This is a genomic window from Frigoribacterium sp. R86507 (assembly GCF_044597695.1).
Lineage (GTDB): Bacteria > Actinomycetota > Actinomycetes > Actinomycetales > Microbacteriaceae > Frigoribacterium.
Genome location: NZ_CP139002.1, coordinates 3,285,437 through 3,309,938, shown reverse-complemented (window position 1 = coordinate 3,309,938; position 24,502 = coordinate 3,285,437). Strand labels below are relative to the sequence as shown.

Here is a 24,502-nt window from a genome sequence, read left to right as displayed (position 1 = left end):
GGTGATGCGCAGCGAATGCCCAGCCACCCGTCGTTGCCATCCCCTCGCTCGACGAGTATCTTGAAACCAGAGCAACTCGACGGCGGTACCGTCGGTCGGGCGGCTCGACCCGCTGCCGGTGGTTCTCCCCCTGTGACCGGCGGCGGCCCCGCGCGGCCCGTGGCTCGACGCGGCCCCGGGTGGTGGCCGACCGTGAATCGGCCACCACCCCTTTCCCGGGGGCGGAGGCGGCCCGACCGCTTCCGCCCCAGGGGACGCCGCCTCGCTATCGTGCGATCGGGTTCGCCAGCGTCCCGGCGTAGATCAGCGACGACGACTGCGCCGCGAGGTCGACCATCTGCCGGGTGTCACGCAGCTGCAGCCGGTTGAGGCACGAGTGGTCGAAGCGCGCCGCCCGCAGGTCGACGGCCCCCGGCAGGTCCGGGTGCTCGTCGGCGTGCCGGTCGACGCACTCGGCCACGAGCGCCCAGAACCGGGCCGCGGGCAGCACGCCGTCGCCGTCGAGGATGGCGGCGAGGTGGCGGAAGACCCCGTCGAACACGTCGGTGAAGACCGCCAACGCCTTCTCGCGGTCGTCGACCGGGTGCACGGTCCGCCGGACGGCCTCGGGCACCGCGCGCGGGGCGACGACGACGATCTCCTCGCCGATGTCCTTCATGAACGCGGCGGTCGGCACGCAGCCCTCGAGCACGAGGATGACGTTCTCGCCGTGCGGCATGAAGGCCAGGTCGTGCGCCCGCAGGCAGTGCACGACCGGGCGCAGGTACGCGTGCAGGTAGGACCGCAGCCACGTCTCGGCCCCGACCCCCGAGGCCTTCACCAGCGCCGAGGCGAGCGCGTCGCCGGCCCCGTCGCGGTGCAGCAGCGCCGCCATGGTGGCCAACCGCTCGCCCGGTCCGACCAGCGGCACCGGGGTCTCGCGCCAGAGGGCCGCGATCATCTTGCGATGCGGCGACGAGGCCGTCGTCCGGTGGTAGACGTCACCGGTGTAGCCGACGGAGGCGCGCTCCCTCAGGACCCGGAACCGCGCCTCCTGCAGGGTCGCGTCGGTGCGCACGAGGTCGTGCACCCAGTCGTTGATCGCGGGCGTCGGCCTCATGTAGGCCGGCGAGAGACCGCGGACGAAGCCCATGTTCTGGATCGCCAGCGCCGTCTTGACGTAGTGCCGGTCGGGACGGCTGCGGTTCGCGAAGGTGCGGATCGACTGCTGCGCCTGGTACGTGTCGTCGCCCTCGCCGAGCAACACGAGGTCACGCCGGGCGACGTCCGGAGCGAACGAGATCGCGACGCGGTGCTGCCACTGCCACGGGTGGACCGGCAGGTAGTGGAACGCGGCCGGGTCGAGACCCTTCGCGGCGAGGGTCGCGTCGAACCGGTCGACGGTCTCGGGGCCCAGCTCGGCCTGCCACAGCGATCGCTCGTCGAGTCCCGCGCCGAGCGCCAGGTGGGTCGCCGAACGCCGGGCCGCGAGCCAGACCAGTCGCACGGGCGCCGCGGCCTCGGGGGCGAAGGCGTGGAACTCGTCGAGTCCGAGACCGATGCGCCCGTTGTTCGCGACGAAGCCCGGGTGCCCCTCGGTCATGGCGGCCTCGACGGTCTGGAAGTCCGCGGTGGTCAACTGCTCGGCGGTCGGACCGCACCGGTGACGCTTGTAGGCGGCGCTCGCCAGGGTCGACGAGACCTCCTCGAGGTAGGTGGCGAGGAGCGACTCGGGGATGCCGAGCAGGCCGTCGAGCTCGACGATCAGCGCGAGGGCGTCGAGGGGCTCGGGGTGGCCGTCGACCGTGCGCGTGACCGTCGTCTCGTCGATCGCCCAGTGCTCGAGGGCCTGTCGGCGGGCGACGAAGCGGTAGTCGACCCGGTGGCCGTCGTGGTCGAGCGCGACCAGCCAGGGACCGTCGACGGTGCAGGACGCGTCGGCTGCGGTCGCGGCTGCGGCTGCGGCTGCGGCTGCGGGAGCGGTGCCGTCGGCCACCGGGGCGATCAGCCGCTCGTGGGCGAACTCGCCGAGCGCCTTGGCCACGAGGTGGCGATGCGCCCACTCCATCGGGCCGGGGGCGAGGTGCGACGCGGCCCGGTCGTGTCGGGTCAGCACCGAGAGTCGGGCCGTCTTGTCGGGCAGCTCGACCTCGCCGAGCGCCCGGAACCCCACCTCGTCGTTCTTCGCCGCGATGCGGTCGTTCGCCACGTCGGGCTCGACGACGATCCGCCGGGCCTGCTCGATCTCGAAGACGAAGTCGACGACGCTCGCCATCACCGCGCTGGTCAGCCCGTGCACGCGCTGGCCCCGCGGCGGGGCGACGAGCAGGTGCATGCCCACGTCGCCCGGCTCGGCGTCGTGCACCTCGGTGAGCAGCACCTCGGCCGGGTCGTAGGTCTCGACGAAGAACGTCGGTTCGCCGTCGACCCGCCCGAGCCAGGCCTGCTGGTGCGGGTCGGCGTCGATCGCGGCCAGGTAGGCGCGCACCTCGTCGGTGCTCAGGCCCGCCATCTGCCAGGCGGCCGACGCCGGGTGCGCCAGCCAGCGGCGCAGGCAGACGGCGTAGGGGTCGGCGGCGAACGGCTCGATCGTGACGAGACCGCAGGAGGCGCGGCGCGAGAACGCGACGCCCGTCGCCCGGTCGTCGGTGTGGGACGGGGCTGCGGGCGCGAGCGCCTCGGTGTCGTGGGTGGTGCTCATCGGGTGACCCGCGCCTCCTCGGTCGGTATCGGTGTCGGTGCCGGTGTGGGGGCGGGCGAGGGGTGGCCGAAGGTCTGGAAGGCGATGCGGCGCTCGAGCGGGTAGGGCTCGCGGCCGGTGATCGAGGCGATGATGCTCGAGTTCCGCCAGGCGCCGAAGCCGAGGTCGGGGGCGGTGAGGCCGTGGGTGTGCTCCTCGGCGTTCTGGACGAACAGCCGCCCCCGGCCGCCGTCGATCGAGTAGTCCCGCGCCACGGCCAGGCGGCCGAGGTCGTCGCGGTCGACGCGGTCGCCGAGCGCGTCGAGGAAGGACGGCACCCGAGCGACGTAGCCCGTCGCGACGACGAGCGCGTCCGTGCGTCGGGTGGCCGTGGTCCCGAGCTGCGCGTGCCGCACCGTCAGCTCGATCTGCTCGTCGGCGTCGACCCACCGGGCGTCGACGAGCTCGGTCTCGGTCAGCAGGGTCGAGTCGACCGGCCCGTCGACGCTCAGCCGGTAGAGCGTGTCGTACACGTCGTCGACGAGGTCTCCGCTGATGCCCTTGTAGAGGCTGCGCTGCTCGCGGCCCAGCCGGTCGCGGGTCTCGCGCGGCAGCGAGTGGAAGTGGTCGGTGTACTCGGGGCTGGTGAGCTCGAGCGTGAGCTTCGTGTACTCCATCGGGAAGAACCGTGGCGAGCGGGTGACCCAGTCGAGCCGGTGCCCCGGGCGGTCGCCGACGCGGGTCGTGTCGAGCAGGTCGCGGTAGATCTCGGCCGCCGACTGCCCGCTGCCGACGATCGTCACCGAGTCGGCGGCGCGCAGGCGGTCGCGGGCCGTCAGGTAGTCGGCGCTGTGCACGACCGGACCGTGGGCGCCGCCCCGGCCGGCGAGGTGCTGCAACGCCTCGGGGAGGCGCGGCTCGGTGCCCACCCCCAGCACGACGTGACGGGTGTGCCAGGTCTCGACGGCCCCGTCGGCGCCCCGTCGCGAGGTCACGAGGTACGTTCCGTCGGGCTGCTCCTCGACGCCCGTGACGCGGCGGCCCCATCGCAGGGTGTCGAGCTGGTCCGCGACCCAGCGGCAGTAGGCGTCGTACTCCGCCCGGAGCGGGGAGAAGTCCTCGCGGATGTAGAACGGGTAGAGCCGCCCGGTGGCCTTCAGCCAGTTCAGGAAGCCGAAGCGCGAGGTCGGGTCGGCCATCGTCACGAGGTCGGCCAGGAACGGCACCTGGATCGTCGCGCCCTCGATCATCATGCCGGGGTGCCAGGCGAAGCCGTCGTTCTCGTCGAGGAACACCGCGTCGACGTCGTCGAGTGGGTCGGTCAGGGCGGCCAGGCCGAGGTTGAACGGGCCGAGGCCGATGCCGACGAGGTCGAGGAGGTGCGGTTCGGTTCGGTGCGCGGTGGCGGCGGGTGCCGCCGTGGCGGCGGTCATCGGGCGGCCTCCGTCCCGGCGGCGACGAGGGTGGGGGCGTCGCTCTCGAGCAGGGCCCACGAGGAGGCGCGGACCAGCTCGAGCACGCCCCTCACGTCGTCGAGACCCGCGTCGGGGTTGAGCAGCGTCAGCTTGAGGCAGGGGCGCCCGTCGACCACGGTCTTCGCGACGATCGCCCTCCCGGACTCGAAGAGCACGCGTCGGACGAGCGGGACGAGCCGGTCGGCGGTGGCGTCGTCGACGCCGACCGGCTGCCAGCGGAACAGCGCCGTGCTGAGCTGCGTCTCGGCGACCAGGACGAACTCGTCGTCGTCGCGCAGCAGGTCGTGTGCCTCGGCCGCGAGGTCGACCACCCGGTCGAACAGCTCGCCGACGCCGTCGGGACCGAGGGCGCGCAGCGTCGCCCAGAGCTTGAGCGCGTCGAACCGGCGGGTGGTCTGCAGCGACTTCGACACCTGGTTCGGTTCGGGGTCGGAGAGCGGGTTGAGGTAGTCCGCGTGCCAGGCGACCGGGTCGAGGTCGTGCCCGTCACGCACGATCAACGCGCTCGACGACACCGGCTGGAAGAACGTCTTGTGGAAGTCGACCGTGACCGACCGGGCGTGCTCGATGCCGTCGAGCAGGTGCCGACGCGTCGGAGACACGAGCAGGCCGCCGCCGTAGGCCGCGTCGACGTGCAGCCAGACGCCGGTGCGGTCGCAGACCTCGGCGATCGCGGCGAGCGGGTCGAGGCAGCCGCGGTCGGTCGTGCCGGCGGTCGCCACCACGGCGACCGGCAGGTGACCTGCCTGCACGAGGGCGTCCAGGGTGACGGCGAGGGCCTCGGGCAGCATCCGGCCGGCGTCGTCGGTGGGGACGGTCACGACGGCGTCCTCGCCGAGCCCGAGCAGCCGGGCCGACTTCTGCACGCTGAAGTGGCTCTCGGCGGTGGCGACCACGACCATGCGGCCGAGCAGGTCGTGCAACGCCGTGGCTCGCGGGACGGGACGGTGACCGGGGGCGGCCGCGTTCCGCAACCGCGCCTCCTCGTCCTCCGCCTCGTCGCGGGCGCGCGCCGTGGCGTGCTCTCGGGCGAGGAGCAGGGCGTGCAGGTTCGACTGCGTGCCGCCCGAGGTGAAGATCCCGTCACGGGTGGCCGGGTCGAAGCCGATGCGCCCGGCGGTCCAGTCGACGAGTCGACGCTCGATCAGGGTGCCGACGGCCGACTGGTCGTACGTGTCCACCGACGGGTTGACCGCGGCGAGCACGGCCTCGGCCGCGACCGCGGGCAGGGCGACCGGGCAGTTGAGGTGCGACTGGTAGGCGGGGTCGTGGAACCAGACGGCGTTCGCCGTGAAGAGCTCGTCGACCTCGCGCAGGGCGTCGTCGGTGCCGGTGCCCGGCGCGTCGAGGTCGACGGCGTCGACGAGGTGCTGCAGGTCCGCACGACTCTCGCCCGAGAAGGGCTGGCGCGTGGTGCGGAAGCGGTCGGCGACGCGGGCGACGGTGGCGCCGGTGAGGCGCTCGTACTCGTCGGCGGTCGCGGTGGTGAGCAGTGCGGACGCGTGTTGTTCGGACACGGGTCTCCTTCGGATCGTGGTGGAGCGGTGGGGCAGGGCGCGGTTTCGCGGGTCGTGCGGTCGTGCGGTCGTGCGGTCGTACAGGTCGGGCGGGTGGCTCGACGTCGGCGTGCCCGTCGGAGGCGTGGTCGGCGACGTCGGATGCGGCCCGCAGTTCGTTAGGTTAGCCTTACCTTATGTCGACCCGCCGCCCGCCCGTCAAGCCCGCCGACCCCCGAGTGCACCGTCTCGAGGTGCTGCGCTCGGAGCGCGTCTCGCCGAGCTTCCAGCGCGTCACCGTCGTCGGCGACGACCTGCACGAGTTCGGCGACATGGGCTTCGACCAGTGGTTCCGGCTGTTCCTGCCGCTGCCCGGCAGCGACTCGTTGCGGCTGCCGCGGGCGACGACGTCGCTCTGGTACGCGCAGTACCTTGCGATCCCCGAGGCCGAGCGGCCGCACTGCGCGAACTACACGGTGCGCGAGTTCCGGCCGGCGGGTTCGGCGGGTGCGGGTCTGGGTGCAGGTGCGGCCGGCGCGGTCGGGTTCTCTCGCGCCGAGCTCGACATCGACTTCGTGCTGCACCGCGGCGAGTCCGGCGAACTCGAAGGAGGCGCGGCGATCTGGGCCTGCGCCGCCCGCCCCGGCGACGCCCTCGGCCTGCTCGACCAGGGCGTGCTGTTCAACGCCCCCGACGACGCGACCGAGATCCACCTGGTCGCCGACGAGACCGGGCTGCCGGGGACGGAAGGGATCGTGCGGTCGCTGCACCGCGCCTCCATGGGATCGGTGATCCAGGAGGTGCCGACCCGGGGCGACGTGCGTCCGCTCGACGCGCCCGACGGCGTCGAGGTGACGTGGGTGGTGCGGGACGAACTCGATGCCCGGGAGCTCCATGCCCGGGAGCTCGGCGGCCGGGCGGCCGGCGGCCGGGCGGTCGACGGCGGGGACGGCGCGGCTCTCGGCGGTGCCGGGGGTGCCGCGCCGGGGGAGGGGGCGCTCGCCGCACTGCTCTCGCGGTCGGCGGCCGACCCCCGGGCCTACGCCTACGTCGTGGGCGAGTCCGCGCTGGCGACCGGAGGGCGGCGGCACCTGCACGCAGCGGGACTGCCGAAGAACCGCATCACGTTCTCGGGGTACTGGAAGCGCTGAGGGCCGCCACCTGCCCGGAGGTCGCACCACGGTCGTGTCGTCGAACCACCGTCCGGCGTGGTTCGACGACACGACCGTGGTGCGACGTGGTCGCGGACGAGGGTGATCGAGGACGAACCGGTCACCAGGCCGCGGTCACCAGGCGGCTGGCAACGGCTCGCCGGCGGCGGGCGGGTGCTCGACGAGGGCGACGGCGTCGTCGCGGCCGATGTGGCCGGGGAAGTTGTAGCGGGCGAACCGGCCGGTCGGATCGTGGATCGAGGTCGGCATGGCGACGGAGGTGCGGCGCAGCGCCTCCGCCAACACGGCGGTCGAGGTCGGGTCGAGGGTCGCGTCCTGCCGGTCGCGCAGGATGAACTCGACCCGCGCCTCCTTGGCGGTCAGCCGGAGCACGACCACCCGGCCGCCGTTGCCGACGGGCGCCGTCGTGAGGACGGCGCGATCGACCTGGGCCAGAGGGATCGGTCGGCGGGTGCCGGCCCGTAGCTGCCCGGATTCGAGGTCGACCCAGGGCTGCGGCGAGCGGGCGTTGCGGATCAGCGTGATGACGGCGAAGATCCCGACCGTGACGCCGACGCCCAGGAGCAGCGCGAGGTCCCAACGGACGGTCGCCCCGGCAATGCCCGCGACGAAGTTGACGCCCTGGAGCGCCGAGAAGGTGACGAAGAACGTCGTCGCCCCGACCCACGTCGACCACCAGCGGCGCTCGCCGATGCGCACCCAGCCGTGCGGGAGCTCGGCGGTTGCGGGGTCGGGGTCGCTCGGGTCGGCGGGTGCCGGGTCGGTCGGGTCGGGCTCGGTCGGGCCGTCAGGAGGCGCGGGCGCGTCGTCGGGATCGCTCACCTCGCCGACGCTACCGGGGTCCGCGGTGTGAGGTCCGGGGGTGGGCGTCGCACCGTCGGATGAACGTCGCACCGTGCACAGGGGCGGTGCGACGTTCAGTCGACGGTGCGACGCGTGCTCGCGTCGGGGGCTCGGGCCCCGTGCGGCGTGCCGAACCCGACCGCCCGCGCCCCGTGCGGCGTGCCGAACCCGACGAGGGGAGCGCGGCGCGCCGCTCATCTTCCGACCTGAGCGGCGCGCCGCGCCTCCGCTGTCGCGATTTGCACACGTGAGAGGGGCGAGGGGAGGGGCGGCGAGGCGCGGGTCAGGCCTGCAGGACGCGCACCTCCCAGGGCGCGAGCGTCAGCCCGGCCCCGCCGGGCACGTTGCCGATGACGACCTGCGGCACCGAGCGACGCCGCAGCGCCGGGTGCAGGGCGGGGTCGAGCTCGTACGGCTCGCCCGACCAGTTCGCCAGCACGAGCAGTTGCTCGTCACCGAGCGTGCGGGTGAACGCGTACAGCCGCTCGTCCTCCGGTGCCAGCAGCTCGAACGACCCGAGCGCCACCACCGGCGACTCGTGCCGCAACGCGATGAGGCGGCGGTAGTGCTCGAACACCGAGCGGTCGCCCGCCGCACGGTCGGCCTCGACGTTCACGGTGTCGTGGTTCGCGACCACCTCGATCCACGGGGTGCCGGTGCTGAAGCCCGCCGCCGCGCCTCCTGACCACTGCACCGGGGTGCGCGCGTTGTCGCGGCTGCGGAAGCGCAACGCCTCGAGCAGGGCCTCGCGGTCGGCCCCCGCCGCGACCGACTCGTCGAACCAGTTGACCGACTCGATGTCGCGGTACTGCTCGATCGAGGTGAACCCGGCGTTCGTCATGCCGATCTCGTCACCCTGGTAGACGTACGGCGTACCCCGGTGCAGGTGCAGCACGGTGGCGAGCAACGTCGCCGACTCGAACCGGTACCGGCCGTCGTCGCCGAAGCGCGACACCGACCGCGGCTGGTCGTGGTTGCCGAGGTAGAGGCTGTTCCAGCCCTGATCGGCGAGACCGTCCTGCCAGCGCGACAGCGAGCGCTTCAGTGCCACGAGGTCGAACGGGAGGTTGTCGAACTTCGAGGCCGGCCCGTGGTCGAGGCCGACGTGCTCGAACTGGAACACCATGTCGAGCTCGTGCCGGTCGGCGGCCGTGAACAGCCGGGCGTCGTCGACGGTCACGCCGGGCATCTCGCCCACCGTGATCAGCTCGCGGTCGGTGCGGTGCGCGAAGACCTCGCGGTGCATCTCGCGCAGGTGGTCGTGGATCTGCCCGCCCATGACGAAGTGCGACGCACCGGGCTCCAGCGACGAGGGCTCCTTCGCGATGTGGTTGATCACGTCCATGCGGAAGCCGTCGACACCCCGGTCGAGCCAGCGGTTCATCATGTCGAACACCGCCCGGCGCAGGTCGGGGTTCTCCCAGTTGAGGTCGGGCTGCTTCGACGCGAACATGTGCAGGTAGTACTGGCCGGTGCGCTCGTCGAGGGTCCAGGCCGGGCCGCTGAAGGCGCTGCGCCACGCGGTCGGATGGGTGCCGGCGCCCGGTGTGCCCGCGGCGTCCGCCCCCTCGCCCGACGGCAGCGGATCGCGCCAGAGGTACCAGTCGCGCTTCGGGACGTCGCGCGACGACCGGGCCTCGACGAACCACGGGTGCTCGTCGCTCGTGTGGTTGACGACGAGGTCCATGACCAGCTTCATGCCGAGCGCGTGCACCTCGTCCGTCAGGGCGTCGAACTCGTCGAGCGTGCCGAAGAGCGGGTCGACGTCGTCGTAGTCGCTGATGTCGTAGCCGTTGTCCGCCTGCGGCGACCGGTAGATCGGCGACAGCCAGATCACGTCGACCCCGAGGTCGTGCAGGTGACCGAGTCGCTGCCGGATGCCGCCGAGGTCGCCCACCCCGTCGCCGTTCGAGTCCGCGAAGCTGCGCGGGTAGATCTGGTAGACCGTCGCGGTCGTCCACCAGGCGGGCGGGGCGGTCGTGGGGCCGGTGTCGTTCGTCGTCGAGTCGCTCACCCGCCCAGCCTGTCACGGCCGCGCCGTGACGCCGAGACCCCGGGAACTCGCCGAGGCCCCCGTGCGCGCGTGGGGGTCTCGGCGACTTCCTGGGGTCCGGGGGCTCAGGAGGCGCGGGTCGGCCGCCAGGGCAGGCTTCAGCCGGTCGCGTCGGAGCGGCCGAGTTCGCGCTCGAGCAGCTCGAGGTCGATCTTGACGTGCTCGCGCGCGACGGCCGCGGCGTCCGCCGCCCGCCCGTCACAGATCGCGGCGACGAGCGCCTCGTGGTCGGCGAGGGCGCGAAGCTCCATCTCGCGCATGCCGTCCGGCCCGCCCCAGAGGTGCGCCGGTGCCGAGATGCTCACCCGGGCCTCGAGGTCGAACAGCACGCCGCGCAGCGTCGCGTTGCCGGCGGCTTCGGCGATCGCGACGTGCAGGGCCTCGTCGGCCTTCTGCGACGCGAGCCCCGACGCGGCGTCGCGGTAGCCCTCGAGTCGGTCGTGCAGCCGGTCGACGTCGGTCTCGGTGCGGTTCTCGGCCGCGGCCTCGGCGACGACGCCGTGCAGGCGGCTGATCGCCTCGCTCGTGTCGCGCAGGTCGGACCACCGCGCGGCGAGCGTGCGGCGCACGACGTCGGTGCCCGACCCCGGGGCCGGCGCCTGGACGAACGAGCCGCCACCGCGCCCGCGCTGCGTCACGATCAACCCCTGCTCGACGAGGCGGGCCAGGGCTGCTCGGACCGTCATGCGGCCGACCCGCAGCGAGGCGGCGAGGTCGCGCTCCGCGGGGAGGCGTGAGCCGGGCAGGTACTCGCCGATCGTGATGGCCGTGACGAGGCGGTCGGTGAGGTCGTCGACCCGGGTCGTGGGGGCGAGAGGGGCCCCGAGCGCGCCACCGAGGGCGCCGTCGACCGCGACGTCCGAGCGCGCGCCGCCCGCGCCTCCTCGGCTGTCGTCCTGGCCCATCGCGTCCCCGTCCCGATTCGCCGACCCATCGTGCGCGGAGCCGTCGAGGTCTCGTCGTGTTACGAGCAGATTAAGGCATCGCGAAAGGTCTTGTCGCGAGACCTTAGCCGGGTGCATGCTCACCCGCATGTCCACGATCACCACCGGCACCGCCCCCTTCCACGACGCCGAGACCTGGTACCGGGTCACCACGCCCGACGAGCCGCGCGAGGGTGCGCTGCCCCTCGTCGTGGTGCACGGCGGCCCGGGGATGGCCCACGACTACCTGCGCAACCTCGAGGCCCTGGCCGACGAGACCGGCCGCACCGTCGTGCACTACGACCAGCTCGGCTGCGGTCGCAGCACCCACCTGCCCGACGCCCCGGTCGACTTCTGGCAGCCGAACCTGTTCGTCGCCGAGTTCGAGGCCCTCGTCGCGCACCTCGGTCTCGAGCGGTACCACCTGCTCGGCCAGTCGTGGGGCGGGATGCTCGGCGCCGAGATCGCCGTGACCGCACCGGACGGGCTGGCGAGCCTGGCGATCTGCAACTCGCCCGCGTCCATGCAGCTCTGGGTGGAGGGCGCCGGCGAGCTGCGCGACCAGCTGCCGACCGACACCCAGGAGGCGCTGGCCCGCCACGAGGCGGACGGCACGACCACCGACCCCGAGTACCTCGCCGCCACGCAGGTCTTCTACGAGCGTCACGTCTGCCGCGTGGTGCCCATGCCGCAGGACTTCGTCGACAGCGAGGAGCAGATGGAGGCCGAGCCGACCGTCTACCACACGATGAACGGGCCGAACGAGTTCCACGTCATCGGCACGATGCGCGACTGGACGATCGTCGACCGGCTGCCGTCGATCACCGCGCCGACCCTCGTCGTCGCGGGCGAGTTCGACGAGGCGACGCCCGCCACCTGGCAGCCGTTCGTCGACGGCATCGCCGACGTCCGCTCGCACGTGTTCGCCGGCGCCAGCCACTGCTCACACCTCGAGCAGCCCGAGGAGTTCCGGGCCGTCGTCGCACCGTTCCTGGCGGCGCACGACGAGGTGAGCGACGCCGCGAGCGCCTCCTGACCGGCGCGGGCCGCGCCTCCTGAACCGGCGCGACCCGCGCCTCCCGATCCCCACCCCGCCGCACCCCCACCGCACCGACCCGATCCCCACCCGAGCGAGAGAGCACACCATGTCCCTGCCCACGAAGGCCGCCTCCGGCGGTGAGCTGAGCAACCAGCAGCAGCTCGAGCAGTACGGCTACAAGCAAGAACTCAAGCGGTCGGTCTCGACCGTCGACCTGTTGATCTACGGCCTGATCTTCATGGTGCCGATCGCGCCCTGGGCCATCTTCGGCACCGTCTACAACGCCTCGTCGGGCATGGTGCCGCTGGTCTACCTGGTCGGCCTCGTCGCGATGATCTTCACCGCCCTCGCCTACGCGCAGATGGCGAAGTCGATCCCGCTCGCCGGATCGGTCTTCTCGTACGTCGGGCGGGGCATCCACCCCGTGGCCGGGTTCTTCGCCGGCTGGGCCATCCTGCTCGACTACCTGCTCGTGCCGACGCTGCTCTACGTCTTCGCCGCCGAGTCGATGATCGGCATCTTCCCGGGCACCGCCCGCTGGATGTGGGCCCTGATCTTCGTCGCGATCAACACCGCCGTGAACCTGCTCGGCATCAGCTCGATCAAGCTGATGAACCGGGTGTTCCTCGCCATCGAGGTCGTCTTCATCGTGATCTTCGTCATCATCGCCGTGACGGCGCTGAACGGCGGCACGATCCCCGGTGCCGAGTTCACGACCGACCCCATCTGGGACTCGAGCAAGGTCACGGCCCCGCTGATCGCCTCGGCCCTGTCGATCGCCGTGCTGAGCTTCCTCGGCTTCGACGGCATCTCGACCCTGTCCGAAGAGAGCACCGGCAAGCGCGGCGGAGCGGGCAAGGCCATGATCATCGCCCTGTTCATCGTGGCGTTCTGCTTCATCCTGCAGACCTGGCTGGCCAGCGCGCTCGCCGGCGGCCGCGAGTCGTTCCCCGAGGGCGAGGCCGGCAACGCCTTCTTCGACCTCGTGCGCGAGGCGTCGAACAGCGGGTGGGCGACGGCGTTCTTCGTCGTCAACGTGCTCGCCGTCGGCATCGCCAACGCGATGGCCGCCCAGGCCGCGACCTCGCGCCTGCTGTTCTCGATGAGCCGCGACAAGCAGCTGCCGGCGTTCCTGTCGAAGATCAACACGCGTCAGGTGCCGCAGGCCGCGATCCTCGTCGTGTCGGCGCTCTCGGCCGTGCTCGTGCTGTTCTTCGTCGGACAGATCAACGTGATCGCCTCGCTGGTCAACTTCGGGGCCCTCTTCGGCTTCATGCTGCTGCACGTCTCGGTCGTCGTGCACTACGTCGTGAAGAAGAAGTCGCGCAACTGGCTGCTGCACCTCGTCGTGCCCGTGGTCGGGTTCCTGATCATCGGCTACGTGCTGGTCAACGCCGCGCCCGAGGCCAAGATCGGCGGCGTGATCTGGCTGGTGCTCGGTGCGGGCGTGTTCCTCTACTACCGCAGCCGAGGAGGCGCGGCGCCGACCCTCGGGCAGGGCGCGGACGACTCCGCGGTCGCGTCCACCCCCGCCACCGACTCCGAACGGCACGACGCATGAGTGGCGACGTGACCGGCTCGGGGGTCGGCGCCTCCGTCGGGGAGTCGACCCGCGCCTCCTCGGGGCCACGGCACGACGGGATCGACCACTTCCTCGGCAAGGAGCACGGTCGCCCCGGGTTCACCGCCACGGCCCCGCCGGCCCTGCGCATCGAACCCGGCACGGGTGAACGCATCGGGTTCGAGACGAGCGACGCCGTCTACGCCGAGCTGCACCGGCACCACGACCTGGCGAAGCTGTCCGTGCCGATCAACCCCGTCACCGGGCCGGTGTACGTCGAGGGCGCGAAACCGGGCGACGCGCTCGCCGTCACGGTGCACGAGATCCGACTCATCGAGCACGGCTGGTCGGTCAGCCTGCCCGGGTCCGGAGCCCTGCAGCACGTGATGGGCGACGAGATGTTCACCCGCCGCGTGCCGATCGACTCCGACGGGGTGCACGTCACCGACCGGCACGTGTTCGAGGCCCGGCCGATGATCGGCTGCATGGGCACGGCGCCCGCCGAGGGCGAGAACTCGACGATAATGCCCGCGTACGCCCAGGGCGGCAACATGGACGTCACCGAGAACACGGTCGGCTCGACGGTCTACCTGCCGGTCATGGTCGAGGGCGCGTACCTGTCGATCGGCGACGTGCACGCGATCATGGCCGAGGGTGAATCGTCGTTCGTGGCGATCGAGGCCGAGGGGACGGCGGTCGTCTCGATCGACCTGGTGCCGGGCCTCGGCTTGCGGGCTCCGCGCATCGAGACCGCCGACGACTGGATCTTCGTCGGCCTCGGCGACCCGGTGCAGGAGAGCATCCGTCGCGGCTACGAGGACGCGTTCTCGTTCCTCGTGGACGACCACGGCTGGTCGCGCGGCGACGCCTACGCCGTGCTCAGCGCCGTGGGGCACTCGCGGCTCGGCGGCCCGACCGGCTCGGTCGCCCCCGACCCGCTGCACCCGTTCGACGCCGTCGGCGCGGTCACGCTGCACCGCGTGCCCAAGAGCGTGCTCTAGCGCGCGCCGCGCCGCGCCGCTGCGCGGCGCGTGCGTCGCACCACCGACTGAACGTCGCACCGCCGAATTCGGCGGTGCGACGTTCAGTTCACGGTGCGACAGGTGCAGGAGGCGCGGATTCAGCCCCAGAGGCGCGTCGCGATCGAGCCGATCAGGTCGTCCGTCGGCACGTTCGTCTGGTCGACCGTGACGACGACGTCGTCCCGGGCCCAATAGGTCTGCGTGCGGTCGACCGGGTACTGCGGGTCGGGCGTGACGAGTTGGCAGCTGCGGCCCTCGTGGACGGTCGTGCACGTGAAGCCGGCCGAGGCGAGCCCGTCGAAGGCCGGGCCCGAGACCGCGGGGTCGAGGTGCCCCATGGCGACCGAGATGCCCGAGACGTCGGCGCGCGGGTCGCGCCACAGGCAGCTCAGTTCGTTCGCGGCCCCGACGACCTCGACGGCGCTGGCCCCCGTGGGCGGTTCGGTCGGCGTGACCAGGCCCGACGTGGTGCCCGAGCCGCCGAACTCGACGGGGTTGAGCGGGCTGTCGCCGAAGGTCGCGGCGTAGGTCGCCTGGTCGACGACGTCGGTGCAATCGGTGGGCAGGGCGATCGGCCCGGGGGTCGCGATCGGGGTGGGTGTCGCGGTGCCCGACGGCGCGGGCGAGGACGGCTCCGACGAGCCGGGGCTCGAGGGATCGGGTGTCACCTCGCCGGGACCGCTCGAACAGCCCGCCGTGAGGGCCAGCACCAGGCAGGCCGTCGCCCCCGTCATCGTCGCCGTCCGCTTCGCGGTCGTGCCCCTGATGGTCGTGCTCCTCATGGTTGTGCCTTCCTGGTCGTCGGGTCGTCCCACCCGTTCGCCGATCTCGACGCTAGTGACGGGTCCGGCCCGCGCAGTCGTCCCACAGGATGACGTCGGGCCGGCCCGGGTCACGATCACGTCACGGGGCGTCAGTCGCCGAGGTGCGCCAGGGCGTAGTCGGCTTCCTCGGCCGTGAACCACTCGCCGTACTCGCTCACGAGCTGGTTGCGCAGCACGTCGCCGGTCATGCCGTCCCGCGCGTAGGCCTTGGCCTTGCGGACGGCGTTGGCCTGCCAGTCGGCGCCGACCGTGTCGACGGCGTACTGCGCCGCGGCCTCGGACGCGCCACCGGCCACGAGCTTCGAGAACGTGTAGGCCTTGCTGCTGCCGAGGCTGATCGCGAAGGGCTCGGCGTCCTCAAGGGCCTGGGCGTAGTCGGCCGGCACGTCGGCGGCCGCCGACGTCGGCGTGGCCGACGCGGTGGGCGCGGGCGTCGACGACGTGGGGGCAGGGGCGGGCTCGGACGTCGCGGTCACGGCGGGGTCGTCCTGCTGCACGCTGTCGATCGCCGCGCCGAGGCCGATGGCGACGACGATCGACACGACGGTGGCGACGGCTCCCAGCCCGAGGCCGATCCACGCCAGGACCTTCGACTGGTGCCGGACCAATGCGATGACGCCGAGCGCCACGGCGGCGAGGCCGACGATCGTGCCGACCACCGGCACCAGGCCGAGCAGGAAGGCCACGATGCCGACGATCAGGGCGGCCAGGGCGAGGCCGCCGGGGCGACCCGAGCGCGGTGGCGGGGTGGACGTCCCCGTCGCGGGGTAGGACGTGGTCGGCTGGTCGGCGGAGGGGCGTCGCTCGTCGGAGCCGCCCCCCAGCGGGCTCTCGGTGGTCATGCCCCGAGCCTGCCATGCGACCGACCGGTGCGTCCGCCCCCGAACGGGGCAGGGGTCCGGGGTGCGAGACTGGTCGGCAACGACACGGCCGTCACCGACGACGGCGCACGGCGGGTCGCGACGACGCCCGCCCCACCAGAGAGGGTGGCCGATGGGCACGCAGCACGAGCAGGCGTCCGAGCACGCACACGACGCGGGGGCGACGACCGACGCGAGCGGCGGGGCAGACACGACCCGCGCCTCCTCGTCCGGGGTCACGGGCGGGCCGGACGGGCCGACCGCCCCGGCCGCCGACCTCGTCGTGCACACGGTGCGGGTGCACCGCAGCGACGAGCCGTTGGCCCGCGAGGACGAGCTCGCCTGGCGCCTCGCCGCGCTCGCCACCGACGATGCCCCGATTGACGACGACGTCACCGAGATGGTGATCAACCGCTTGATCGACAACGCCGCCGTCTCGGCCGCGTCGCTGCTGCGCGCGCCGGTCGCCGTCGCCCGCGACCAGGCGCTCGCGCACCCGCCGACCACCGGAGGCGCGGGCTCGCAGGTCACGGGCGTCGCGCCCGAGCACCCCGTCTCGCCCGAGTGGGCCGCCTGGTCGAACGGGGTCGCCGTGCGCGAGCTCGACTTCCACGACACGTTCCTCGCGGCGGAGTACTCGCACCCCGGCGACAACATCCCGGCGCTTGTCGCCGTCGCACAGCACCGCGGACTCGACGGCGCGGCCCTGCTGCGCGGCATCGTCACCGGCTACGAGGTGCAGGTCGACCTCGTCCGGGCGATCAGCCTGCACGCCCACAAGATCGACCACGTCGCCCACCTCGGCCCGTCGGTCGCCGCCGGCCTCGGCACGATGCTCGGGCTGTCGACCGAGGTGGTGCACCAGGCCATCGGTCAGGCGCTGCACACGACGACGGCCACGCGACAGTCGCGTAAGGGGGCGATCTCGTCGTGGAAGGCCTACGCACCGGCGTACGCGGGCAAGGCCGCGATCGAGGCCGTCGACCGCGCGATGCGCGGCCAGGGCAGCCCCGCCCCGATCTACGAGGGCGAGGACGGCGTGATCGCCTGGCTGCTCGACGGGCCCGGGGCGTCGTACGACGTGCCCCTGCCGGCGACGGGGGCGTCGAAGCGGGGCATCCTCGACACCTACACGAAGGAGCACTCGGCCGAGTACCAGGCCCAGGCGTGGATCGACCTCGCCCGTCGGCTCGGTCGCTCGCACCCCGCCCTGCGGGACCCGGCGCAAGTGCGCCGCATCGTGCTGCACACCAGCCACCACACGCACGTCGTCATCGGCTCGGGGGCGGGCGACCCTCAGAAGTACGACCCCACCGCCAGCCGAGAGACGCTCGACCACTCCATCCCCTACATCGTGGCCGTCGCCCTGCAGGACGGCGAGTGGCACCACGAGCGCAGCTACGCCCCCGCCCGGGCACAGCGTCCGGACACAGTCGAGCTGTGGCAACGCATCACCACGGCCGAGGACCCCGCCTGGACGGCCCGCTACCACTCGACCGACCCCGCCGAGAAGGCGTTCGGCGGCCGCATCGAGGTCGAGTTCGTCGACGGCACGACCCTCGTCGACGAGATCGCCGTCGCCGACGCCCACCCGCTGGGGGCGCGGCCCTTCGGACGCGAGGACTACGTGCGGAAGTTCCGCACGCTGACCGAGGGCGTGCTGCCCGACGCCGAGGTCGAGCGGTTCGTCGACCTGGCCACGCGCCTCCCTTCCTTGACGGCGGCCGAGGTGCGGCAGCTGGGCATCGTCGCTCCCGACGCGCTCGCCGGTGCCGTCGCCCAGCCGGGCGGGCTGTTCTGATGCTGTACTCGACGGTGTCGCCGGCCGACAAGCGTGCGGCGTTCCGGGCGGGCCTGGCCGACGAGCGCACCCTGACGTTCCCGGGGGCGTTCACGCCGCTGACCGCCCGCCTGATCGAGCAGAAGGGCTTCGACGGCGTCTACGTGTCGGGTGCCGTGATGGCCAACGAACTCGGGCTGCCCGACATCGGCCTCACCACGCTCACCGAGGTCGCCACGCGGGCGGGGCAGATCGCGTCGATGACCGACCTGCCCGTGCTCGTCGACGCCGACACCGGGTTCGGCGAGCCGATGAACGTCGCCCGCACCGTCCAGGCGCTCGAGGCCGCTGGCGTGGCCGGTCTGCACATCGAGGACCAGGTCAACCCCAAGCGCTGCGGCCACCTCGACGGCAAGCAGGTCGTCGACTCGGCGACGGCGACCGGTCGCATCCGGGCCGCGGTCGACGCGCGACGCGACCCCGCGCTCGTGATCATGGCCCGCACCGACGTCCGGGCCCTCGACGGCCTCGAGGCGGCGATCGACCGGGCCCGTGCGCTCGTGGACGCCGGCGCCGACGCGATCTTCGCCGAGGCGATGGCCGACCTCGGCGAGTTCGAGGCGATCTGCTCGGCACTCGACGTGCCGGTGCTCGCCAACATGACCGAGTTCGGCAAGAGCGCCCTCTTCACCCGACAGCAGCTGCACGACGTGGGCGTCAGCATGGTCATCCACCCGGTGTCGCTGATGCGCGCCGCGATGGGCGCGGCGTCCCGCGCCCTGGACGCACTCGCGGCCGACGGGTCGCTCGAGTCGCAGGTGCCGTCGATGCAGACCCGTGCCGAGCTCTACGAGCTGATCGACTACCCCGGCTACGCCCGCTTCGACGCCGGCGTCTACGACTTCACGCTCGAGGCCTGAGGCCCGAGACCCCAGGAAGTCGCCGAGACCCCTGCGCGCGCACCGGGGTCTCGGCGACTTCCTGGGGTCCGGGCGGAGGCGCGGCGTCGGTCGCCGGGGAGGGCGGCGGTCAGGCGAGGTCGGCGAGCAGGGCGGTGACGAACTCGGTGCGCTCGACCATGCCGTGCACGCTGATCCACTCGTGGCGGGCGTGGGCTCCACCGCCGACGCCGCCGACCCCGTCGAGCACGGCCAGGCCGAGCGCGGCGGCGAAGTTGCCGTCGCTGGCGCCGCCGACCGACACCTCGCGCAACTCGAAGCCGAGCGAGGCGGCGACCCGGGCGGCGCGTTCGTAGAGGGCACCGGTCGCGGCCGAGCGCTCCATCGGTGGACGGTTCCAGCCGCCGGTGACCTTCAGCGTCGCGGCCGGGTCGTGCGCCGCGAGCCCCGCGAAGACCCGCTCGATGCGCTCGGCCTCGGTCGACGAGGTGACGCGGACGTCGACCATCGCCCGGGCGTAGCCGGCCTTGACGTTGGTGCGGGTGCCGCCCTGCAGCACTCCCACGTTGAGCGAGGTGCCCGCCTCGACGTCGGCGGCCGCGTGCAGCGTCAGGACGACGCGGGCGATCTCGTCGACGGCGCTCGCACCCGAGCGCGGGTGCAGGCCGGCGTGGACCTCGACCCCGAAGGCCTCGACCTCGAAGATGCCGACGCCCTTGCGGGCGGTCTTGACGGCGCCGTCGGCGGCGGACTCGAAGACGAACACCGCGCCTCCTCGTCCGACCTCGCGCTCGATCGCCTCACGCGAGGCGATGCTGCCGACCTCCTCGTCGCCGTTCAACAGCAGGCGCACGTTCGGACGCGGCAGCCCCAGGCGGTCGCCGATCGCGAGGGCGTTGCCGAGCTGGATCAGCCCGGACTTCATGTCGAAGACCCCGGGACCGGTCATGCGGTCGCCCTCGACCGTGACGGGCCACCCGGCCAGCGTGCCCTCGGACCACACCGTGTCGTAGTGGCACAGGGCCGACACCCACTCGGTCGACCCCGACGGCGACGGGTAGTCGAGCGTCACCGTGTCGCCGTACCCCTCGACGACGTGCACCCGGCGGTCGGCCGGCGGGCCGACGGTCTCGCCGAGCCAGGTCTCGATCCAGCGGAGCCCCGCCTCGAGCAGGTCGACGTCGTCGGACGGCGTCTCGAGGCTCGCGTAGGTCGTCAGGTCGGCCACCATCGCGTCGAGGCGTGCCTCGACCTCGCGGCGCAGGGCGGTGACCTGGTCGGGCTGCAGGGGGTCGTTGCTCACGGTCTCGCTCTCGTCGGGCCCGCCGTGGTGTGCGGGCATCTGACCATCTCACTCCCGTGGGCGGGGCGGCGACCGGCCGGAGGCGCGGTGCCGGACCCGAGGAGGCGCGGTGCCGGTCCCGAGGAGGCGCACCCGGCTCTGTCGGGGGCCCCCGATACAGTCGGGGGCACCGACTCCGGCACCCGTTGCCGCACCGACCGCGACATCCACGAGAGGGGCGCCGTGCGCATCCTGCACACCAGCGACTGGCACCTGGGGCGCACGCTGCACGGGGTCGACCTGCACGAGCACCAGCAGGCCTTCGTCGACCACCTGGTGCGGATCGTGGCCGACCGCTCGATCGACGTCGTGGTGGTCGCGGGCGACGTGTACGACCGGGCCGTCCCCGCGGTGCCCAGCGTGCGCCTCCTCGGCCGGGCCCTCGCGGGGCTGACCGAGCACGCCACCGTGATCGTCACGCCGGGCAACCACGACTCGGCGGTGCGACTGGGGTTCGCGGCCGAGCTGATGCGACCCGGGCTGCACCTGCGGGCGTCGGTCGACCTGCTCGACGAGCCCGTGGTCGTCGACGACCCGGACGGGCCGGTCGCCTTCTACGGGTTGCCCTACCTCGACCCCGACAGCGTCCGGCGGTCGCTCGCGCCCGGGGGCGCCGACGAGCCGCTGGCCCGGTCGCACGCGGCCGTCGTGGGTGCCGCGATGCAGCGGGTGCGCGACGACCTCGCCGGGCGGCCCGGCACCCGGTCGGTCGTGGTGGCGCACGCGTTCGTCGTGGCCGGGCCCGCAGCCGACCGCGAGGCCGAGATCCCGGGCGGCGGCGGTGTCGACGTCGAGGACGGGACGTCACCCGAGCGCAGCGAGAGCGAGCGCGACATCCGGGTGGGCGGCGTCGACTCGGTGCCCGCCACCGCGTTCGACGGTGTCGACTACGTCGCCCTCGGTCACCTGCACGGCGCCCAACGCGTCGGCTCGTCCGGTCGCCTGCGCTACTCGGGTTCGCCCCTGGCCTTCTCGTTCGGCGAGCGGAACCAGGTCAAGTCGTCCACGATCGTCGAGCTGGCCGCCGACGGCTCGGTCTCGATCGACCTCGTCCCGGCCCCCGTGCCGCGTCGACTCGCCGAGGTGACCGACACCCTCGACGCCCTGCTCGACGGCCGGCACGACGACCTGCGCGACGCCTGGCTGCGGGTCTTCGTCACCGATCCCGTGCACCCCGAGCGGCTCTACACGCGCGTGGCCGAGCACTTCCCGCACGCCCTCGCGATCCACCACACGCCCGTCGGAGCAGTCGATGCCCCGGCGCTCGCCGCCGTCACGGCCGAGTCCGACCCGATCGAGGTCGCGGCCGACTTCGTCGCCTTCGCCTCCGGCGGGGCCGCGAGCGAGACCGAGCTGGCCGTGGTGCGCGGCGCCTACGAGGCCGCGCGGGCGAGCGAGACGAGCGAATGAACCTCCACCGGCTGACGCTCCGGGCCATCGGTCCCTTCGCGGGTGAGCACAGCATCGACTTCGCCGCGCTCGGCGCCTCGGGCACCTTCCTGCTCGAAGGCCCCACCGGGTCGGGCAAGTCGACCATCATCGACGCGATCGTCTTCGCCCTCTACGGCGGGCTCGCCGGCTCGGCCTCGACGCCCGACCGCCTGCGCAGCCACCACGCCGCCCCCGACGTCGAGCCCTTCGTCGAGCTCGTCTTCGAGAACGGTGCGGGCGTCCACCGCATCCGCCGGACGCCCGCGTACCGTCGTCCGAAGGCGCGGGGCACGGGCACGACGCCCGCGAACGCGACCGCGAAGCTCTGGCGCCTCTCGTCGCCCGACGCCGTCGACGGCGAGATCGTCTCGATCAGCACCCAAGAGGCCGGCGCCGAGGTGACGCGCATCCTCGGGCTCACGCGCCAGCAGTTCGTGCAGACCGTCGTCCTGCCCCAGGGCGAGTTCGCCGCCTTCCTCCGCTCGACCGGCGAGAAACGCAAAGAGGTCCTGCAGTCGCTCTTCGGCACCGAGATCTACGAGCGGACCACGGCCGAGCTCGTCGAACGGCGCAAGGTCGCCAACGCCGCCGTGGCCGCCGCCGACCGAGACATCGAGCTGGCCCGCGCGAGACTGCTCGAGGCGAGCGGACTCGACGCCGACGCCCTCGACGAGGCCCTGGCCGCCGACGGCGCGGCGGCTGTGCTCGGGGCCCTCGAGACCGAGGCCTCCGACGCGGCGGCCCGGCGGTCGCGAGTGCTCGAGGTCCGAGACGCGGCGCGACGGTCGCTCGATCGCGTGCGAGCGCTGAAGGCTGCGCTCGACCGGCGGACCGACCTGATGGTCCGGCAGACGCGTCTCGACGAGGGCGATGCCGAGATCGCCACGATCCGGCTGCGCGTCGCCGCAGCGACCCGAGCCGCGACCGTGACCGACGCCCTCGCCGCGGTCACGCGGGCTGCGGAGGCCGAGCGTGACGCCGCGTCCCGTCTGGCCGAGGCCACCCGGCGCGTCACGGACGGCGAAGGCACCGGGTCCGCCGCCGTCGACGGGGCCCCGGTCCGAGCCGACGTCGCCGCGCGTCGCGACGCCCGGCTCTCCGAACTCGCGCTCCTGGCCGAGGCGGCCCGCACCGAGAGAGGGTTGCCCGGGCGTCGTGCAGCCCTCGAGGCGGCCGAGCAGTCCCTCGTCGACGCCGACGAGCGGCGCCGAGAGCTGGACGACCGCCTCGTCGCGGCCCCCGCCGTCCGGTCCTCGCTCGTCGTCGAGCGGGAGGCCCTGGCCGACACGTCGACCGACCTCGCCGCCGCCGAGCAGGCGACGGCCGAGGCACGGGTCCGCCTGCGCGACCTCGACGACCTCGACGCCCTCGGTCGGGCCGTGGACGTGGCGTCCGGACGACTGGCCGACGACTCGGCGGCGGCCTTGAGGGCCCTCGACGACGAGGCCGGCCTCCGCCGTCGGCAGATCGAGGGCATGGCGGGCCACCTGGCCGCGAGCCTGGTCGTCGGCGACCCGTGCCCCGTGTGCGGCTCGCGAGAGCATCCGGCCCCCGCGTCTCCCGGCGCCGAGCACCCCACCGACGAGCAGGTCGAGGCCGCGTCGCTGACGGCACGCGCGGCCGAGGCGCGTCAGCGCGAGTCCGCCGCCCGGCACGCGACCGCCGAGGGGCGGGTCGCCGAGGCCCGCCGCGCCCTGGGCGACCTGACCCGCGACGACGTCGAGTCCGAGCTGGCCCGGCTGGCCCTGCGCGTGTCCGAGGCCACCCGGGCTCGCACCGCCCTCGCGGCGGCCGACGCGGCCCTCGTGGCCCACGACCGCGAGGTCGACCGGCTGCGGGACGAGCTCGACGACCTCCGCGAGCGGGCCGCCACCGGCCGGGAGCGCGTCGCCGCCGACCGGCGCGCCCTGCTCGACGACGAGGCCGAGATGGCGCGACTGCTCGACGGTCACGCCCCGACGATCGCCGAACTCACCGCATGGGTCGGTGACGGCGTCGAACGCGACACGCGCCTCCTGACCCTCCTCGACGCCGCCGACGTGGCCGCCGGCGCGGCGGCCGTCCGTCGCGCCGAGCTCGCCGCCGCCCTCGAGCGCAGCGGATTCGACGACGTCGACCAGGTCGCCGCCGCCGCCCTCGAAGCAGGCGACCTGGCGGCCCTCGAGACGCGGGTGTCGGCCCACGATCGCGAACGGGCGATCGTCGCGGCCGGGCTGGCCGAGCCCGAGGTCGCCGTGCTGACCGGCGACGAGACGGCGGACGTCGAATCGGCCGTCGAGGCCCTCGGCCTGGTCGAGACCGAGCTCGACGAGGCCACCGACCGGGCGACACGCGCCGGCGACCGGGCCGAGCGGACGAGGCAGGCCCTGGCCGCCCTCGAGGCCGTGGCGGCCGCGGCCGACGACGCCGTCGAGCACGCCCGGGCGGTGGTGCGCATGGCGAACCTCGCCAGCGCCTCGACCGGCGAGAACGTCAAGGGCGTGACGCTCGGCACCTACGTGCTGCTGCGCCGGTTCGACGAGGTCGTGGCGGCGGCGAACGTGCGCTTGTCGGTCATGTCCAGCGGGCGGTACGAGCTCGCGTCGTCGGACGAACGCGAGGTCGGGTCGCGCTCGCGCAAGACCGGGCTCTCGCTCGTCATCCGCGACGCGACCACCGACACCACCCGCGACCCCGGCAGCTTCTCGGGCGGCGAGACCTTCTACGCCTCGCTCAGCCTCGCCCTCGGCCTCGCCGACGTCGTGCAGGCCGAGGCCGGCGGACTCGAGCTCGGCACCCTGTTCGTCGACGAAGGGTTCGGCTCGCTCGACCCCGACACCCTCGACGCCGTCATGAGCGAGCTCGGTCGCCTGAGTGCCTCGGGGCGGGTGATCGGCATCGTCAGCCACGTCGACGAGCTCAAGCAGCGCATCGCCGACCGGGTCGAGGTGCGCCGCCGGCCCGACGGATCGTCGGTGCTGCGCTCGACGGTCGGCTGACCTCGTCGGCTCGTCGGCCCTCGCCGGCCCTCGCCGGCCGGCGGTGGCCCTCATCCGAGGGTGTTCACCCGCGCGCACGGCCTCGTTCACGTGGCGGCCACCCGGCAGGAGTCTGCTGATCCCCGCCCCGCGACGACTCCGTCGC

17 protein-coding genes are annotated in these 24,502 nt (G+C 73.4%); 8 read left to right on the top strand and 9 right to left on the bottom strand.

The annotated features are described in order from the left end of the window. Window positions 1-265: 265 nt before the first annotated feature. From SJY14_RS15655 to SJY14_RS15645, 3 genes are read right to left on the bottom strand one after another with little or no spacing between them, the layout of a single operon-like run. The gene (locus SJY14_RS15655) at window positions 266-2,680 is read right to left on the bottom strand and encodes a GNAT family N-acetyltransferase (protein ID WP_396599386.1); all 2,415 of its coding nucleotides are present in this window, start codon (window positions 2,678-2,680) and stop codon (window positions 266-268) included. Then, window positions 2,677-4,092, bottom strand: a complete 1,416-nt coding sequence (locus tag SJY14_RS15650) for a lysine N(6)-hydroxylase/L-ornithine N(5)-oxygenase family protein (RefSeq protein WP_396599385.1) — start codon at window positions 4,090-4,092, stop codon at window positions 2,677-2,679. The genes SJY14_RS15655 and SJY14_RS15650 overlap by 4 nt, the downstream gene beginning before the upstream one ends. After that, entirely contained in the window at window positions 4,089-5,651 is a 1,563-nt protein-coding gene (locus SJY14_RS15645; protein ID WP_396599384.1) for a pyridoxal phosphate-dependent decarboxylase family protein, read from the bottom strand. The genes SJY14_RS15650 and SJY14_RS15645 overlap by 4 nt, the downstream gene beginning before the upstream one ends. A 176-nt stretch (window positions 5,652-5,827) precedes the next feature. Here SJY14_RS15645 and SJY14_RS15640 point away from each other — a divergent pair, with 176 nt between their 5' ends. Next, window positions 5,828-6,781, top strand: a complete 954-nt coding sequence (locus SJY14_RS15640; protein ID WP_396599383.1) for a siderophore-interacting protein — start codon at window positions 5,828-5,830, stop codon at window positions 6,779-6,781. A gap of 135 nt (window positions 6,782-6,916) precedes the next feature. Here SJY14_RS15640 and SJY14_RS15635 read toward each other — a convergent pair whose 3' ends face one another. From SJY14_RS15635 to SJY14_RS15625, 3 genes are all read right to left on the bottom strand, one after another. Next, window positions 6,917-7,624 (bottom strand): hypothetical protein, encoded by a 708-nt coding sequence (locus tag SJY14_RS15635; protein ID WP_396599382.1) that lies wholly within the window; start codon window positions 7,622-7,624, stop codon window positions 6,917-6,919. A 304-nt stretch (window positions 7,625-7,928) separates the two neighbouring features. Continuing rightward, on the bottom strand, window positions 7,929-9,659 hold the full coding sequence (locus SJY14_RS15630) for an alpha-glucosidase (RefSeq protein WP_396599381.1): 1,731 nt from the start codon (window positions 9,657-9,659) through the stop codon (window positions 7,929-7,931). Between the two features lie 137 nt (window positions 9,660-9,796). Beyond that, window positions 9,797-10,603, bottom strand: coding sequence for a FadR/GntR family transcriptional regulator (locus SJY14_RS15625; RefSeq protein WP_071255651.1), 807 nt, complete (start codon window positions 10,601-10,603; stop codon window positions 9,797-9,799). Window positions 10,604-10,730: 127 nt separating this feature from the next. Here SJY14_RS15625 and SJY14_RS15620 point away from each other — a divergent pair, with 127 nt between their 5' ends. From SJY14_RS15620 to SJY14_RS15610, 3 genes are all read left to right on the top strand, one after another. Next, a complete protein-coding gene (locus SJY14_RS15620; RefSeq protein ID WP_255364213.1) occupies window positions 10,731-11,657 on the top strand; it encodes a proline iminopeptidase-family hydrolase in 927 nt (308 codons plus the stop codon). A 109-nt stretch (window positions 11,658-11,766) separates the two neighbouring features. Further along, on the top strand, window positions 11,767-13,221 hold the full coding sequence (locus tag SJY14_RS15615) for an APC family permease (RefSeq protein ID WP_055978072.1): 1,455 nt from the start codon (window positions 11,767-11,769) through the stop codon (window positions 13,219-13,221). Further along, window positions 13,218-14,222, top strand: a complete 1,005-nt coding sequence (locus SJY14_RS15610; RefSeq protein ID WP_083396271.1) for an acetamidase/formamidase family protein — start codon at window positions 13,218-13,220, stop codon at window positions 14,220-14,222. The genes SJY14_RS15615 and SJY14_RS15610 overlap by 4 nt, the downstream gene beginning before the upstream one ends. A gap of 119 nt (window positions 14,223-14,341) precedes the next feature. Here the strand turns inward: SJY14_RS15610 and SJY14_RS15605 are convergent, their stop codons facing one another. Beyond that, a complete protein-coding gene (locus SJY14_RS15605) occupies window positions 14,342-15,025 on the bottom strand; it encodes a hypothetical protein (RefSeq protein ID WP_071255654.1) in 684 nt (227 codons plus the stop codon). Window positions 15,026-15,156: 131 nt separating this feature from the next. Then, window positions 15,157-15,909 (bottom strand): Ltp family lipoprotein, encoded by a 753-nt coding sequence (locus SJY14_RS15600; RefSeq protein WP_083396272.1) that lies wholly within the window; start codon window positions 15,907-15,909, stop codon window positions 15,157-15,159. Window positions 15,910-16,060: 151 nt separating this feature from the next. Here SJY14_RS15600 and SJY14_RS15595 point away from each other — a divergent pair, with 151 nt between their 5' ends. Further along, window positions 16,061-17,728, top strand: a complete 1,668-nt coding sequence (locus tag SJY14_RS15595; RefSeq protein WP_083396273.1) for an MmgE/PrpD family protein — start codon at window positions 16,061-16,063, stop codon at window positions 17,726-17,728. Continuing rightward, window positions 17,728-18,627: a methylisocitrate lyase gene (gene prpB, locus SJY14_RS15590; RefSeq protein WP_071255655.1), complete on the top strand. Its 900-nt coding sequence runs from the start codon at window positions 17,728-17,730 to the stop codon at window positions 18,625-18,627. The genes SJY14_RS15595 and prpB overlap by 1 nt, the downstream gene beginning before the upstream one ends. Before the next feature lie 109 nt (window positions 18,628-18,736). Here the strand turns inward: prpB and SJY14_RS15585 are convergent, their stop codons facing one another. After that, window positions 18,737-19,948, bottom strand: coding sequence for a M20/M25/M40 family metallo-hydrolase (locus tag SJY14_RS15585; protein WP_083396274.1), 1,212 nt, complete (start codon window positions 19,946-19,948; stop codon window positions 18,737-18,739). Window positions 19,949-20,131: 183 nt separating this feature from the next. Here SJY14_RS15585 and SJY14_RS15580 point away from each other — a divergent pair, with 183 nt between their 5' ends. Further along, on the top strand, window positions 20,132-21,358 hold the full coding sequence (locus SJY14_RS15580) for an exonuclease SbcCD subunit D C-terminal domain-containing protein (RefSeq protein WP_071255657.1): 1,227 nt from the start codon (window positions 20,132-20,134) through the stop codon (window positions 21,356-21,358). Then, window positions 21,355-24,357, top strand: a complete 3,003-nt coding sequence (locus SJY14_RS15575) for an AAA family ATPase (protein ID WP_396599380.1) — start codon at window positions 21,355-21,357, stop codon at window positions 24,355-24,357. Before SJY14_RS15580 ends, SJY14_RS15575 begins: the two co-directional genes overlap by 4 nt. Window positions 24,358-24,502 lie beyond the last annotated feature (145 nt).

Excerpts from the sequence above, each read along its gene's own strand:
- SJY14_RS15610 (WP_083396271.1), top strand. The coding sequence starts at position 13,218 with ATGAGTGGCGACGTGACCGGCTCGGGGGTCGGCGCCTCCGTCGGGGAG.
- SJY14_RS15655 (WP_396599386.1), bottom strand. The coding sequence starts at position 2,680 with ATGAGCACCACCCACGACACCGAGGCGCTCGCGCCCGCAGCCCCGTCC.
- SJY14_RS15595 (WP_083396273.1), top strand. The coding sequence starts at position 16,061 with ATGGGCACGCAGCACGAGCAGGCGTCCGAGCACGCACACGACGCGGGG.
- SJY14_RS15620 (WP_255364213.1), top strand. The coding sequence starts at position 10,731 with ATGTCCACGATCACCACCGGCACCGCCCCCTTCCACGACGCCGAGACC.
- SJY14_RS15575 (WP_396599380.1), top strand. The coding sequence starts at position 21,355 with ATGAACCTCCACCGGCTGACGCTCCGGGCCATCGGTCCCTTCGCGGGT.
- SJY14_RS15625 (WP_071255651.1), bottom strand. The coding sequence starts at position 10,603 with ATGGGCCAGGACGACAGCCGAGGAGGCGCGGGCGGCGCGCGCTCGGAC.
- SJY14_RS15600 (WP_083396272.1), bottom strand. The coding sequence starts at position 15,909 with ATGACCACCGAGAGCCCGCTGGGGGGCGGCTCCGACGAGCGACGCCCC.
- SJY14_RS15640 (WP_396599383.1), top strand. The coding sequence starts at position 5,828 with ATGTCGACCCGCCGCCCGCCCGTCAAGCCCGCCGACCCCCGAGTGCAC.
- prpB (WP_071255655.1), top strand. The coding sequence starts at position 17,728 with ATGCTGTACTCGACGGTGTCGCCGGCCGACAAGCGTGCGGCGTTCCGG.
- SJY14_RS15650 (WP_396599385.1), bottom strand. The coding sequence starts at position 4,092 with ATGACCGCCGCCACGGCGGCACCCGCCGCCACCGCGCACCGAACCGAA.
- SJY14_RS15585 (WP_083396274.1), bottom strand. The coding sequence starts at position 19,948 with ATGCCCGCACACCACGGCGGGCCCGACGAGAGCGAGACCGTGAGCAAC.
- SJY14_RS15615 (WP_055978072.1), top strand. The coding sequence starts at position 11,767 with ATGTCCCTGCCCACGAAGGCCGCCTCCGGCGGTGAGCTGAGCAACCAG.
- SJY14_RS15605 (WP_071255654.1), bottom strand. The coding sequence starts at position 15,025 with ATGAGGAGCACGACCATCAGGGGCACGACCGCGAAGCGGACGGCGACG.